The organism is Streptomyces tyrfis, from assembly GCF_037034285.1.
Lineage (GTDB): Bacteria > Actinomycetota > Actinomycetes > Streptomycetales > Streptomycetaceae > Streptomyces.
Genome location: NZ_JBAGJZ010000045.1, coordinates 1 through 12,217, shown reverse-complemented (window position 1 = coordinate 12,217; position 12,217 = coordinate 1). Strand labels below are relative to the sequence as shown.

Annotated in this window: 12 protein-coding genes; 4 read left to right on the top strand and 8 right to left on the bottom strand. The window is 74.1% G+C overall.

Annotated features, from left to right (window positions below; genetic code table 11):
* Window positions 1-62: 62 nt before the first annotated feature.
* Window positions 63-497 carry a hypothetical protein gene (locus tag WA762_RS27855; RefSeq protein ID WP_335939273.1) on the top strand — a complete coding sequence of 145 codons (435 nt, stop codon included), beginning with the start codon at window positions 63-65 and terminating at the stop codon, window positions 495-497.
* Between the two features lie 117 nt (window positions 498-614).
* Here WA762_RS27855 and WA762_RS27850 read toward each other — a convergent pair whose 3' ends face one another.
* From WA762_RS27850 to WA762_RS27835, 4 genes are all read right to left on the bottom strand, one after another.
* Window positions 615-1,004: a hypothetical protein gene (locus WA762_RS27850; RefSeq protein ID WP_335939272.1), complete on the bottom strand. Its 390-nt coding sequence runs from the start codon at window positions 1,002-1,004 to the stop codon at window positions 615-617.
* Between the two features lie 256 nt (window positions 1,005-1,260).
* Window positions 1,261-2,919 carry a phospho-sugar mutase gene (locus WA762_RS27845; protein WP_335939271.1) on the bottom strand — a complete coding sequence of 553 codons (1,659 nt, stop codon included), beginning with the start codon at window positions 2,917-2,919 and terminating at the stop codon, window positions 1,261-1,263.
* A 216-nt stretch (window positions 2,920-3,135) separates the two neighbouring features.
* Window positions 3,136-3,960: a purine-nucleoside phosphorylase gene (locus tag WA762_RS27840; RefSeq protein ID WP_335939270.1), complete on the bottom strand. Its 825-nt coding sequence runs from the start codon at window positions 3,958-3,960 to the stop codon at window positions 3,136-3,138.
* Between the two features lie 102 nt (window positions 3,961-4,062).
* A complete protein-coding gene (locus WA762_RS27835; protein WP_335939269.1) occupies window positions 4,063-4,500 on the bottom strand; it encodes a gamma-glutamylcyclotransferase family protein in 438 nt (145 codons plus the stop codon).
* A 298-nt stretch (window positions 4,501-4,798) separates the two neighbouring features.
* On the opposite strand from WA762_RS27835, the gene WA762_RS27830 reads away from it, so the two are divergent.
* Both WA762_RS27830 and WA762_RS27825 read left to right on the top strand, forming a co-directional pair.
* Window positions 4,799-6,238: an NAD(P)H-quinone dehydrogenase gene (locus WA762_RS27830; protein WP_335939322.1), complete on the top strand. Its 1,440-nt coding sequence runs from the start codon at window positions 4,799-4,801 to the stop codon at window positions 6,236-6,238.
* Window positions 6,239-6,434: 196 nt separating this feature from the next.
* Window positions 6,435-7,418, top strand: coding sequence for a DeoR/GlpR family DNA-binding transcription regulator (locus WA762_RS27825; protein ID WP_335939268.1), 984 nt, complete (start codon window positions 6,435-6,437; stop codon window positions 7,416-7,418).
* A 304-nt stretch (window positions 7,419-7,722) separates the two neighbouring features.
* On the opposite strand, the gene WA762_RS27820 is transcribed toward WA762_RS27825, so the two are convergent.
* Together WA762_RS27820 and WA762_RS27815 are read right to left on the bottom strand one after the other, a co-directional pair.
* Window positions 7,723-8,286, bottom strand: coding sequence for a TetR/AcrR family transcriptional regulator (locus WA762_RS27820; RefSeq protein ID WP_443080699.1), 564 nt, complete (start codon window positions 8,284-8,286; stop codon window positions 7,723-7,725).
* Window positions 8,287-8,543: 257 nt separating this feature from the next.
* On the bottom strand, window positions 8,544-10,307 hold the full coding sequence (locus WA762_RS27815; protein WP_335939266.1) for an acetyl/propionyl/methylcrotonyl-CoA carboxylase subunit alpha: 1,764 nt from the start codon (window positions 10,305-10,307) through the stop codon (window positions 8,544-8,546).
* Between the two features lie 389 nt (window positions 10,308-10,696).
* Between WA762_RS27815 and WA762_RS27810 the strand changes: the two genes are divergently transcribed.
* Window positions 10,697-11,176 (top strand): hypothetical protein, encoded by a 480-nt coding sequence (locus WA762_RS27810; RefSeq protein WP_335939265.1) that lies wholly within the window; start codon window positions 10,697-10,699, stop codon window positions 11,174-11,176.
* A gap of 42 nt (window positions 11,177-11,218) precedes the next feature.
* Here the strand turns inward: WA762_RS27810 and WA762_RS27805 are convergent, their stop codons facing one another.
* Complete coding sequence (locus tag WA762_RS27805; protein WP_335939264.1) at window positions 11,219-11,833, bottom strand: Maf family protein; 615 nt, start codon at window positions 11,831-11,833, stop codon at window positions 11,219-11,221.
* A 115-nt stretch (window positions 11,834-11,948) separates the two neighbouring features.
* Window positions 11,949-12,077 carry a morphogenic membrane protein MmpB gene (gene mmpB / locus WA762_RS27800; protein ID WP_335939263.1) on the bottom strand — a complete coding sequence of 43 codons (129 nt, stop codon included), beginning with the start codon at window positions 12,075-12,077 and terminating at the stop codon, window positions 11,949-11,951.
* Window positions 12,078-12,217: the final 140 nt, after the last annotated feature.

Sequence of the window (12,217 nt, the reverse complement as noted above, 5' to 3'; positions counted from 1 at the left end):
GTTCGGGCCGCAGCGGCGTCCCTCGTTCAGACGCCGTGTCGTACGTCCACAAGGGGGAGTTCATGACGGTGACGCCGGACGACCGCGCGCCGGAGCCCGCCGGGCCGATCGCCGGCTCCCGGCGGCCCGCCGCGTCCGAACGCGGGCACGGGCGCAGTCGCAGACGCGGGCGCGGGCGGCCCCACCGGGTCGCGGCGCGCATCGGCGAGTTCCTCGGGGAACTCGTCGGGGAGGCCGTTGGCGATTTCGCCGTCCAGGCGCTGAGCTGCCTTCTGCTCGTGGGGGTCGTGATCGGCGTGACCTGGGGCTGGCACAGGAGCCCCGGGATCACGCTCGGCACCCTGGCCGTGCTTCTGCTCGGCCCGGTCGCGGTGTACACATTGCGGCGGCACACCGGACCGGGGTGGGCGAGACGGATGGGGACGGTCCTGCTCGCCGTTCTCGCCGCGGTCGTGGTCTGGTTCGTGCTGTACGGCAGCAACTGCGGGTGCGTCTGAGGGAGTTGGGGGGGGCGGGGGCCAGGAGCCGGCGGGCGGCACGGCGCCGGAGGACCCTCCTCCCGCACGCGGCCGGCCCGGCGACCGGCGGCGTACGGGTCCCGTCGGTCCCCGGGATCAGGCCGTGATCGGGCTGGTCCGGGAGCGGTTGGTGAAGTCCTTCCAGGGCCGTGTGCCGTCCCGTCCCGGCGCGCTCGCGTAGGTCGGGTCGCCGGTCAGCGTCTGCGCCCGGTGCTCATGGGTGATGTCGATGCCGAACAGCTTGAAACCGAGGCTGAACTGCCCGGCGGAGAGCCCGAAACCGATGCCCAGCGAGGCGTTCCACCAGTCGGTTTCGACCTTGTGGTCCAGTCGCTGGAGCTGCCCCTTGTCGTGCGGCAGCCGCTGGATCGCGGACGCGTCGTCCGGCAGTGGCTCGGCCATGGAAGCGGGCGACGGCATCGCCTCGCCGGCCGCCCGCGTTCCGTCGGCCCCGGTCCGCCGCCCGCCCGCGCCCCGGGCGTCCATGCCCCGGATGCTCGTATTCCGCCCGCCCGCGTCGCGTTCGCGTGTGCCCGAGCCTCGTCCGCATGTCTGTGAGCCCCCCTGGGCGAATCGTTCGACCGACCCCCGTCCGACGTGGGCGGGCTAGAAGCGGAAGAAACGATTCGAAGAGGGTCGGCGGGCCTACTTCCGGACCCATCCCGGGCCCGCCCCGTGACGGGAGGCCCGGACCCAGGCCCCGGAGACCATAGGCGCAGGTCCGGGGCCCGGGCCCCCGGCGTCAGAGGCCGGCGGCCGCCGCCAGGTCCCGCTTGATTCCGGCCAGCAGCCGGGCCCCCTCCGCGCGGGCCGCCGGCAGTTCGTCCGCCGAGCCGACCGGCACCACGGCCTCCAGGTAGCACTTCAGCTTCGGCTCGGTGCCGCTGGGGCGGACGATCACCCGGGCGCCCCGCAGGCGGTAGCGCAGCCCGTCGGTGGGCGGCAGCTGCGCGGAGCCCCGCGAGAGGTCCTCGGCCGAGACCACGTCGAGGCCGCCGAGCGAGACGGGCGGGTGCTCGCGCAGCCGCCGCATGGCGTCCGCGATGACCGACAGGTCCTCCACCCGGACCGACAACTGGCCGGTGGCGTGCAGCCCGTGCTCGACCGCCAGGTCGTCGAGAAGGTCGAGCAGCGTGCGCCCGCGCTCCTTGAGCACGGAGGCGAGTTCGGCGACGAGCAGCGCGGCCGTGATGCCGTCCTTGTCGCGCACGCCGTCCGGGTCGACGCAGTAGCCGAGCGCCTCCTCGTACCCGTAGCGCAGGCCGTCGACGCGGGCGATCCACTTGAAGCCGGTCAGCGTCTCCTCGTAGCCCAGGCCCGCCTTCCCGGCGATCCGACCCAGCAGCGAGGACGACACGATCGACTCGGCGAGCACGCCCGTCGCGCCCCGGTCCACCAGATGGGCGGCGAGCAGCGCGCCGACCTCGTCGCCGCTGAGCATCCGCCAGCCCCCGTCGGCCGCCGGGTCCGGTACGGCGACGGCGCAGCGGTCGGCGTCCGGGTCGTTGGCGATGACGAGGTCGGGCCCGGCCCGGCGCGCGGTGGCGAAGGCCAGGTCCATCGCGCCGGGCTCCTCCGGATTGGGGAAGGCGACGGTGGGGAACGCCGGGTCGGGCTCGGCCTGTTCGGCGACCCGCACCGGCTCCGGGAACCCGGCGCGGGCGAAGGCGGCGGTCAGCACGGAGGCGCCGACGCCGTGCATCGCCGTGTACACGACCCGGGCGGTGCGCGGCGACCCGGCGGCGAGCACCGCGTCCGTACGGGCCAGATAGGCGTCCAGGACCTCGTCGCCGAGGATCTCCCAGCCGCCGTCGGGGCGGGGCACGGTGTCCAGCGGGCCGACCGCGGCGATCTCGGCGGCGATCCGGGCGTCCGCCGGGGGGACGATCTGCGAGCCGTCGCCGAGGTAGACCTTGTATCCGTTGTCGCGCGGGGGGTTGTGGCTGGCCGTCACCTCGACGCCCGCGACGGCGCCCAGACGCCGGATGGCGTACGCGAGCACCGGGGTGGGCAGCGGGCGGGGCAGCACGGCCGCGCGCAGGCCCGCGCCCGTCATCACGGCGGCGGTGTCGCGCGCGAAGTCGGCCGACTTGTACCGGGCGTCGTACCCGACGACGACGAGCCCGTCGCCCCGCCCCTCGGCCTTGAGGTACGCGGCGAGCCCGGCCGCGGCCCGGATGACGACGGCGCGGTTCATCCGCATCGGCCCGGCGCCCAGCTCGCCGCGGAGCCCGGCCGTGCCGAACTGGAGCGTGCCGGCGAACCGCGCGGCGAGCTCGTCGGCGCTCCCCGCCTTCCCGGCGTCCGCGGCTTCGACGAGCGCCGCCAGCTCCTCACGGGTCTCGGGGTCGGGGTCCTCCGCGAGCCACGTCCTGGCCCGGGCCATGAGGTCCTGCTGCATGGGGTCCGCCTTTCTGCGGGATGGTGGGGAGGAGCGCCGGGGGCCACCGGGGCGCGGGCGACGGCCGGACGCCGGTCCGCGCCCACCGCGCCGGGCGGTCACGGACCGCGCCGGCCCGGACCGCGCAGGCACAGGCCGCGTCGGCCCGGACCGGCCGGGGCGGGCCCGGGCGGGCCCCGCCGTGAGCGGGGCCGGGCGCGGGCCGGCCGGGGCGGCTCAGATCCGTTCGAGCACCCGGGCCAGCAGCGCGCCCATCCGGGTCGCGGAGTCGCGCCCCGCCTGGAGCACCTCCTCGTGGTTGAGCGGCTCGCCGCTCAGCCCGGCCGCCAGGTTCGTCACCAGGGAGATGCCCAGCACCTCGGCCCCCGCCTCCCGTGCGGCGATCGCCTCCAGCACGGTGGACATGCCGACCAGGTCGCCGCCCATGACCCGGACCATGTTGATCTCGGCGGGCGTCTCGTAGTGCGGCCCGGGGAACTGCACGTACACGCCCTCTTCGAGGGTCTCGTCGACCTCCTTGCACAGCGCCCGCAGCCGCGGCGAGTACAGGTCGGTCAGGTCGACGAAGTTCGCGCCGACGATGGGGGACGCCGCCGTCAGGTTGATGTGGTCGCTGATCAGGACCGGCTGCCCGGGGCGCATGCCCTCGCGCAGGCCGCCGCACCCGTTGGTCAGCACGACGGTCTTGCAGCCCGCCGCGACGGCGGTGCGCACCCCGTGCGCGACGGCGGCGACGCCCCGGCCCTCGTAGAAGTGCGTGCGGCCCAGGAAGACCAGCGCGCGCTTCTCGCCGATCCGGTACGAACGGATCGTGCCGCCGTGGCCCTGCACGGCGGGCGCCGGGAAGCCCGGCAGCTCGGTCACCGGGAACTCGGCCTCCGGAGTGCCGAGCGCGTCGCCCGCCGGAGCCCAGCCGGAGCCCATCACGAGCGCGACGTCGTGGGTCTCGGCACCGGTCAGCTCGCGCAGGCGTGCGGCGGCGGCGTCGGCGGCGGCCCGCGGGTCGCCCTGGATGTGGTCCGGAATAACTGATGCGTTCACGCGGATGAGCGTAACCGCTGATTCCCTACGCGCGTAGATGCCTCTGCGCAGAGTCTGCGCGCGCTTTCTCGTGCAATCAGACAAAAATGCTGGTCGGCTGGGTCAGCAGGGGCGCTTGCGCAGTTCCATCACATAGTCGTGCGGTGCGCCCGCGGACTCCGCGGCGTCCGCGATCTCGCCCAGGTAGCGGGCGGAGGGCAGCCCGCCCTCGTACCCGTTCAGCACGTAGACCCAGGCCGGCTCCTCGCCGTCCAGGGTGTGCACGCGCACCCGCGTCCGCCGGTAGATGCCGAGGCCGACGCCCTCCCAGCGGTCCATGGAGTCCTCGTCCATCGGCGCGATGTCGTACAGCGCCACGAAGACCTGCGAGCCGGGTGCCTCCACCACCGTGGCGAGCGCGCCCTCCCAGCCCATCTGCTCCCCGCCGAAGGTCAGCCGCCAGCCGTTGAGCCAGCCCGTGCCGCGCAGCGGGGAATGCGGTGCGCGGCGCGTCATCAGCCGCGCGTCGAGGTTGCCGGCGTACGCGGCGTAGAGCGACATGAGACCGAGGGTACGGGAGGTCGTGGCCGGAACGCCGGTTCCGGGGACGGAAGACCCCGTACGGGGGTCCGGGCCGGGGCCGGAAGCGGGGCGGCGCGCACGGGCGGGGCGGGGACGGCGCGCGGCGCGGCGGGCGGCCCGGTGCGGGGCGTCGCGCACGGATGGAGGGCCCCGGGGCGAAGCACCTTGGCGCGTGCGGGACAATGAAGTACGTACTGCATTCCCCCGGGGCGATCCCCCGGACCCCCGGCCGGGGTGGCGGACGGCCGCGGGATGACACATGCGAGGCGGACTTTTCGTGACCCGGATCGTGATCATCGGCGGCGGACCCGGCGGCTACGAGGCGGCGCTGGTGGGCGCCCAGCTCGGCGCGGAGGTGACCGTCGTCGACTGCGACGGCCTCGGCGGCGCGTCGGTGCTCACCGACTGCGTGCCGTCGAAGACGCTGATCGCGACGGCGGAGGTGATGACCACCTTCGACTCCTCGTACGAGGAGCTGGGCATCATCGTCGCGGACGACACCCCGCCCGTCGACCGGCCGGCCCGGGTCGTCGGCGTGGACCTCGGCAAGGTCAACCGACGGGTGAAGCGCCTGGCCCTGGCCCAGTCCCACGACATCACCGCCTCCGTCACCAGGGCGGGGGCGCGGGTGGTGCGCGGGCGCGGCCGGCTGGAGGGCCTGCAGGCCGCCGACGGCTCCCGCACGGTCGTCGTGACCGCCGCGGACGGCACGGAGGAGCGGCTCACCGCCGACGCCGTGCTGATCGCGACCGGCGGCCACCCCCGGGAGATACCGGACGCGCAGCCCGACGGCGAACGCATCCTGAACTGGACCCAGGTCTACGACCTCGACGAGCTGCCCGAGGAGCTCATCGTGGTCGGCTCCGGCGTGACCGGCGCCGAGTTCGCGGGCGCGTACCAGGCGCTCGGCTCCCGCGTCACCCTGGTCTCGTCGCGCGACCGGGTGCTGCCGGGCGAGGACCCGGACGCCGCCGCCGTGCTGGAGGACGTGTTCCGGCGCCGCGGCATGAACGTGATGGCGCGCTCCCGCGCCCAAGCCGCCAAGCGGGTGGGCGACCGCGTCGAGGTCACCCTCGCCGACGGGCGGGTCATCTCCGGCACGCACTGCCTGATGGCCGTCGGCGCGATCCCGAACACCGCGGGCATGGGCCTGGAGGAGGCCGGCGTCCGGCTCAAGGAGTCCGGTCACGTCCGGACCGACCGGGTCTCCCGCACCAGCGCCCCCGGCGTCTACGCGGCCGGCGACGTCACCGGCGTCTTCGCCCTGGCCTCGGTCGCCGCCATGCAGGGCCGGATCGCGATGTACCACTTCCTCGGCGACGCGGTGGCCCCGCTCGACCTGAAGACGGTCTCCGCCAACGTCTTCACCGACCCCGAGATCGCCACCGTCGGCTACACCCAGGCCGACGTCGACTCCGGCGCGATCGACGCCAGGGTGGTCAAGCTCCCGCTGCTGCGCAACCCGCGCGCCAAGATGCAGGGCATCCGCGACGGCTTCGTCAAGATCTTCTGCCGTCCCGGCACCGGCATCGTGGTCGGCGGCTGTGTCGTCGCGCCGAAGGCGAGCGAGCTGATTCACCCCATCTCGATCGCGGTTGACAACAATCTGACGGTCGAACAGATCGCAAACACCTTTACGGTGTACCCGTCGCTGTCGGGTTCGATCGGGGAAGTGGCCCGCCAGTTGCACACCCGTAAGCGGGCGGGCGAGGCGTAGGGCCGCCGGGAGCCCGGCGTCCGCCGGATTCTCCCGACGATTCCCGACAACTCGGGAACTAGAACGACCGTCGGACGATCAGTACGGAACAACAACGGGATCGCTTATACCACTTGGCGACCCGTTGTGTGTCCAATTTCTGCTATTCGGTGCAAAGTGCTGAAAACGCTCGGGCGGTCACGTTACTGTCAGTTTCGTGTTCGCTGCAGAACGTCGCCAATTGATCCTCGAAATGGTGCGCGCCAACGGGGCGGTATCGCTCCGTGAGCTCGCCCGTGTCGTCCAGACCTCCGAAGTGACCGTACGGCGGGACGTGCGGGCGTTGGAGGCGGAAGGACTCCTCGACCGCCGGCACGGCGGTGCGGTGCTGCCGGGTGGGTTCACGCGGGAGTCCGGCTTCCCGCAGAAGTCCCATCTCGCCACCGCCGAGAAGACGGCCATCGCCGACGCCGCCGCCGCGCTCGTCGAAGAGGGCGAGGCCATCGTCGTGGGCGCCGGTACGACCACGCAGGAGCTGGCCCGCAGACTGGCCCGGGTGCCGGGTCTGACCGTCGTCACCAACTCCCTGCTGGTCGCCCAGGCGTTGGCCCATGCCAACCGGGTGGAGGTGGTGATGACCGGCGGCACGCTGCGCGGTTCGAACTACGCCCTGGTGGGCAGCGGGGCCGAGCAGTCCCTCCAGGGGCTGCGGGTCTCCCGGGCGTTCCTCTCGGGGAGCGGTCTCACCGCGGAGCGCGGCCTCTCCACCTCCAACATGCTCTCGGCCAGCGTGGACCGGGCCCTGGTGCAGGCCGCGGCGGAGGTGGTGGTCCTGGCCGACCACACCAAGCTCGGCTCCGACACCATGTTCCAGACGGTGCCCACGGATCTCATCACCCGTCTCGTGACGGACGAGCCGCCGGCCCACGACGACCGCGCCGCCACCGAACTCCAGGCCCTGGCGGACCAGGGGGTGCAGATCGCGGTGGCGGGCGCGGGAAGCGGCCCGGCCCCGGCCGAGGCGCCCCCGCCCGGACGGCAGGGCCGCCGCGATGTGCCGCTCCCCGGCCAGCGCCGCACCCGTGGCGGTCCCGGCGCGCCGGGCGGGCAGCAACTGCGCGGCGCGGGGGTGCTGCCGGAGCAGGGCCAGGGGCAGGGGCAGCAGGACCGGCCCAGGGTGGCGGACCTGCGCCGCCGGTAGGCCGAAGGGACGGGCGGGCCGAGGGGACGCCGGAACGGCGGGACGGCGGGACGGCGGGACCGGCGCGGCGGTGCGGAGCGCGCCCGTACGGCAGCCCCCGCGTCGGCGCCCGCCTCCGTCTCCGCCGACCACCGCTGTCAGTCGCCGGCCGTCGGCGGGGGGCCGACCGCCGAACGTCGTCCCGGGGGCCGACCGGCCGTGAGCCGACCGGTCGTGAGCCGACGGGGCGGGGGCCGACCGGTCGTGAGCCGACGGGGCGTGAGCCGACGGGGCGGGGGCCGACCGGTCGTGAGCCGACGGGGCGTCAACTGTCGTCCGACGCCGACCCCTTCAGCCCTCGCAGGGTCAGCGCCAGCAGCCGGTCCGCCAGTTCCGGATCGTCCGGCGACTGTTCCGACGCCAGCGCGATCGCGTTCGTCAGCTGCATCAGGTCGTCGATGGAGACCTCGGCCCGCACCGCCCCGCACGCCTGGGCCCGCGCCAGCAGCACCGAACCGGCCTCGCGCAGCGGCACATTGCACTGCGACAGGGCCGAAGTCTCGTCCCGTGACGTCGACATGAGCGCCTGCGCCAGGCCCCGGTACGCGCCCGCGTGCGTGATGATCGCGCCCAGCCACTCCACCAGCCCCCGGCACGGCTGCTCCGCCGCCGCGAGCTCGCGGGAACGGCTGATCAGCTCGGCCAGGGCCTCCTGGAAGACGGCGTTCATCAGCGCGTGCCGGTTCGGGAAGTGCCGGTACAGCGTGCCGATGCCGACGCCCGCACGGCGCGCGATGTCCTCCAGCGCCACGTCGGTGCCGTGCTCCGCGAAGGCGGTACGGGCCTCGCCGAGCAGCCGCTCGTAGTTGCGGCGCGCGTCGGCGCGCATGGGCCGGGACGGCGTCCGTGCCGCGCTCGTCGCCGTGCTCGTCACCATCGCGAGGTCCTCCCTCTTCCGTCCGCCCCGGCATCCAGGATGCCATCGCGGGGCCCCGGGCCGCCCCATCGCCGTCGGCGCCGGGGCGCCCGTACGCGCGTGCGCACGCGAAACGGCCGGGCCCCCGCGGGCGCCTTCTCGGCTCCGCGGGGGCCCGGGGCGGAACGTCCGGCGCCGGCCGGCCGCTCCGCTGGACGTCGTGTCCTCGGTCAGTCCTTGATCTCGCAGATCACGGCGCCGGAGGAGAGCGAGTTGCCGACCTCGGCGGTCAGGCCCTTGATGGTGCCGGCGCGGTGCGCGTTCAGCGGCTGCTCCATCTTCATGGCCTCCAGGACGACGACGAGGTCGCCCTCCTGCACCTGCTGGCCCTCCTCGACGGCGATCTTGACGATGGTGCCCTGCATCGGGGACGCCAGGGTGTCGCCGGAGGCCACCGGGCCGGACTTCTTCGCCGCGCGGCGCTTGGGCTTGGCGCCCGCCGCGAGCCCGGTACGGGCCAGGGACATGCCCAGCGACGACGGCAGCGAGACCTCCAGGCGCTTGCCGCCGACCTCGACGACGACCGTCTCACGCCCGGTCTCCTCCTCCGGCTCCGCGTCGGCGGGGGCGGTGAAGGGCTTGATCTCGTTGACGAACTCGGTCTCGATCCACCGGGTGTGGACCGTGAACGGGGTGCCGTCCGCCGGGGCGAACGCCGGGTCCACGACGACCGCGCGGTGGAACGGGATGGCCGTGGCCATGCCCTCGACGTCGAACTCGGCCAGCGCACGGGCCGCGCGCTGGAGGGCCTGCTCACGGGTCGCGCCGGTCACCACGAGCTTCGCCAGCAGCGAGTCCCAGGCGGGGCCGATCACGGAACCGGACTCCACGCCCGCGTCCAGCCGGACGCCGGGGCCGCTCGGCGGGGCGAACACGGTCACCGTGCCCGGGGCGGGCAGGAAGTTGCGGCCCGGGTCCTCGCCGTTGATCCGGAACTCGAAGGAGTGACCCCTTATGACCGGGTCGCCGTAGCCCAGCTCCTCGCCGTCGGCGATGCGGAACATCTCGCGGACCAGGTCCAGGCCGGCGACCTCCTCGGTGACCGGGTGCTCGACCTGGAGACGGGTGTTGACCTCCAGGAAGGAGATCGTGCCGTCGTTGCCGACCAGGAACTCCACGGTGCCCGCGCCGACGTAGCCGGCCTCCTTGAGGATGGCCTTGGACGCCGCGTACAGCTGGGCGTTCTGCTCCTCGGAGAGAAACGGCGCGGGAGCCTCCTCGACCAGCTTCTGGTGGCGGCGCTGGAGCGAGCAGTCACGGGTGGAGACCACGACCACGTTGCCGTGCTGGTCCGCCAGGCACTGCGTCTCGACGTGGCGCGGCTTGTCCAGGTAGCGCTCCACGAAGCACTCGCCCCGGCCGAACGAGACGACGGCCTCGCGGACCGCCGAGTCGTACAGCTCCGGGATCTCCTCCAGCGTGCGCGCGACCTTCAGCCCGCGCCCGCCGCCGCCGAACGCGGCCTTGATCGCGATGGGCAGCCCGTGCTCCTCCGCGAACGCCACGACCTCGGCGGAACCCCCGACCGGGTCGGGCGTGCCGGCCACCAGCGGGGCGCCGGCGCGCTGCGCGATGTGACGGGCGGCGACCTTGTCACCGAGGTCCCGGATCGCGTGCGGCGGCGGGCCGATCCAGGTCAGGCCCGCGTCGATCACGGCCTGGGCGAACTCGGCGTTCTCCGACAGGAAGCCGTATCCCGGGTGGATCGCGTCCGCCCCGGAGTCCTTGGCGGCCTGGAGCACCTTGGCCATGTCCAGATAGCTGGTGGCGGGGGTGTCACCGCCCAGGGCGAACGCCTCGTCGGCCGCGCGGACGTGCAGAGCGTCGCGGTCCGGGTCGGCGTAGACGGCTACGCTCCCGATCCCGGCATCCCGGCATGCCCGGGCGACGCGGACAGCGATTTCGCCACGGTTGGCGATGAGCACCTTGCGCACGATGGCTCCCTCCTTGAAACAAGCTGAGTTTAGGGACTACCGACACGACGCTACGACCCGTCCCCAATGGTGAGCTTGCCCACACGGAGTGTGATTCGAGGCTTGCTCAAGTCGCGAAATCCCTTGTGGCACCACGGTACGCCGGGATTCATGACCGCACAGTAGCCACAAGGTGTGGTCCGGGTCTCTGTTCATGCAACCAGCGGCGATCGGTGTTTCTTTGTGGAGTCCCCACTAATGGGGGAACAATTCTTTGCCCGGCGCGCGAGGCCCCGCCCCGGCGCCGGCCGCGCGCCGGGCTCTTTCAGGAGGGGCCTCCGGGCTCTTCACGGGCAGGGGGTGCCTCCCTGTAGGGTCCGCGCTGTCGGACTTACTACTGGTAACAGGGGGTGGGCGTCGTGGTCCGCAGACCGGTGGCGTTCGTGGCCGCGCTCGCGCTGTTCGCGGAGGCCGTGGGAGTGGTGTTCGTCAACGGCGTCCTGGCGACGGTCGTCAGGAACCAGGACATGTCCCTGGCGGGCATGGAGTCCGGCGCCATGGCCGACGGCACCTGGGCCATGGGCGGCGTGTTCGGGCTCGGGCTGCTGCTGTGCGGGCTGGTGCTGCTGGCGACCGGGGTGCGCGACCGGGCCCCGGGGCGGCTCGGCCGCATCGCGCTGATCGGCTGCGCGGTGGCGCACGGGGTGCTGGGGGCGCTGGCGGTGGGGCTGGTCGGCTGGACCGCGTTCGCGTGCCTGATGGCGGTGCTGGGCCTGGTCGTGCTGACGCTGGTGGCGTACGGGCCCGAGGACGGCGTCCCCGCCGGACGCGCCCCCGGGGGCGGGGCCGCCGCGGACGACCCCGGGCCGGGCGCCCCGGCGGCTGCCTGACCGGCGGGCGGACCGGGCGGCCCCGGCGGCTGCCTGACGGGCTCAGGCGGCCCACAGGTCGGTGACGGAGAGCCCCAGTTCGCCCAGGAGGCGGCGGAGCAGCGGCAGCGAGAGGCCGATGACGTTGCCGTGGTCGCCCTCGATCGAGTCGACGAACGGCGCCGACCGGCCGTCCAGGGTGAAGGCGCCCGCCACATGGAGCGGCTCGCCCGAGGCCACGTAGGCGGCGATCTCGGCGTCCGTCGGCTCGCCGAAGCGGACCGTGGTGGACGCGGTCGCCGCGGCCGTGCGCCCGGTCGCGGTGTCGATCACGCTGTGGCCGGTCCGCAGCACGCCGGCGCGGCCGCGCATGGACTTCCAGCGGGCCGTGGCCTCCTCGGCGTCGGCGGGCTTGCCGAGCGCCTCGCCGTCGAGCTCCAGCACCGAGTCGCACCCGATGACCAGGGCGCCGGCCGCCTCCGGCAGGCCGGCCACCGCGGCGGCCTTCGCCCGCGCGAGCACCAGCGCCAGCTCGGCCGGTGTGGCGGCGCTGAGCGCGTCCTCGTCCACCCCGCTGACGATCACCTCGGGCGTGAATCCGGCCTGCCGCAGCAGACCGAGCCGGGCGGGAGAGGCGGAGGCGAGCACGAGACGGCGCTGATCAGTCATGCACGCCATGGTAGAAGGGGCGCGGCGGGGGTCTCGCCCGGCACCGTCCTCGTCCCGCGGACCCCGGGCCCCGACCCGAATCCCGCGAGTCCCGATGCGACCCGATTCCGATCCGGCCCGGTCCTCAGCGGGTGCCGAGCACCAGCATCGCGACGACCATCGCGAGAGCGAGCACCAGCCCCGCGCGACGGATCATGTCCTGGGCGTCGCGCAGTTCCTTCGGCGGCTTGTTCTCGGGGTCGGACCACAGCATGGACCGATCCTGATGCGGCGGCGCACCACGGCGCCTGAGTACGCGTACTCAGGCGCCGTGGTGCCTACGGGCCAGATCGTGCCGCGACACGCCGGAGGTCCGGGCCCGGGCGGGCGGGCGCCCGGGCCCGGGCCGCCCCG

Coding starts and splice junctions, on each gene's coding strand:
- WA762_RS27855 (WP_335939273.1), top strand. CDS start 63: ATGACGGTGACGCCGGACGACCGCGCGCCGGAGCCCGCCGGGCCGATC.
- WA762_RS27850 (WP_335939272.1), bottom strand. CDS start 1,004: ATGGACGCCCGGGGCGCGGGCGGGCGGCGGACCGGGGCCGACGGAACG.
- WA762_RS27845 (WP_335939271.1), bottom strand. CDS start 2,919: ATGCAGCAGGACCTCATGGCCCGGGCCAGGACGTGGCTCGCGGAGGAC.
- WA762_RS27835 (WP_335939269.1), bottom strand. CDS start 4,500: ATGTCGCTCTACGCCGCGTACGCCGGCAACCTCGACGCGCGGCTGATG.
- WA762_RS27820 (WP_443080699.1), bottom strand. CDS start 8,286: ATGCGCGCCGACGCGCGCCGCAACTACGAGCGGCTGCTCGGCGAGGCC.
- WA762_RS27805 (WP_335939264.1), bottom strand. CDS start 11,833: ATGGCGTGCATGACTGATCAGCGCCGTCTCGTGCTCGCCTCCGCCTCT.
- mmpB (WP_335939263.1), bottom strand. CDS start 12,077: ATGCTGTGGTCCGACCCCGAGAACAAGCCGCCGAAGGAACTGCGCGAC.